2 tRNA genes and 1 rRNA gene are annotated in these 778 nt (G+C 51.4%); all 3 read left to right on the forward strand.

Annotation, left to right across the window (positions count from 1 at the left end):
- Positions 1-56: ribosomal RNA gene (locus FDP08_RS20235) — 16S ribosomal RNA — on the forward strand; the annotation flags it as partial.
- Positions 57-144: 88 nt separating this feature from the next.
- Positions 145-221 (forward strand) — tRNA-Ile (locus tag FDP08_RS20240).
- A gap of 272 nt (positions 222-493) precedes the next feature.
- Positions 494-569: transfer RNA gene (locus FDP08_RS20245), tRNA-Ala, on the forward strand.
- Positions 570-778: the final 209 nt, after the last annotated feature.

Below are 778 nucleotides of genomic sequence, written 5' to 3' on the forward strand. Positions count from 1 at the left end.
GGGTGAAGTCGTAACAAGGTAGCCGTAGGGGAACCTGCGGCTGGATCACCTCCTTAAACGAAGCCGAACGCTTCGGTCAGAGTCCACACGAATTACTTGGTTAACTTGAGAAGAGAGCAAAAGGGTCAACAGACCCGTACCTTTGGGTCTGTAGCTCAGTTGGTTAGAGCGCACCCCTGATAAGGGTGAGGTCGGTGGTTCAAATCCACCCAGACCCACCAAAATTGCGTTATCCGTCGTTATCGAAAGGCTCACGTGCGACTCGCACGCTACACCTTCCGATGCCTAGGCTAACCCAATTTTCGGAGCACGCCTTGCTGTAAAGAGGTGCACCGAGTGGGTAAACCGCAAAGGTGGCGACGTACGCGGATGCGCCGGACAGGTTTTGTCAATCTAGGCTCAGTGCAAGCGAGAGAAGGAGTGACCCTCGATGGGTCATGACTGAAGCGAGCGAGTGCTGCAACGACGAGTGACGAAAGCTGGACAAGCAGACGGGGCTATAGCTCAGCTGGGAGAGCGCCTGCCTTGCACGCAGGAGGTCTGCGGTTCGATCCCGCATAGCTCCACCATATTACTGGCTAGCTTCGGTTAGCAGTGTGCAGAAACAAGCATTTCGGTTTAATGACAAGGGTTGTTAAGCGGAAGTTCTTTTTTCTGATCACTGGGTCAGATTTGCTCTTTAACAAATTGGACGAGATAGAACACGAAGCTATTTTTCTCATTATCTCCGAGAGAAATAGGTTCAATGTGATAACGATTTCAAGCGTTATCCGGTGTT

This window comes from Marinobacter panjinensis, assembly GCF_005298175.1.
Lineage (GTDB): Bacteria > Pseudomonadota > Gammaproteobacteria > Pseudomonadales > Oleiphilaceae > Marinobacter > Marinobacter panjinensis.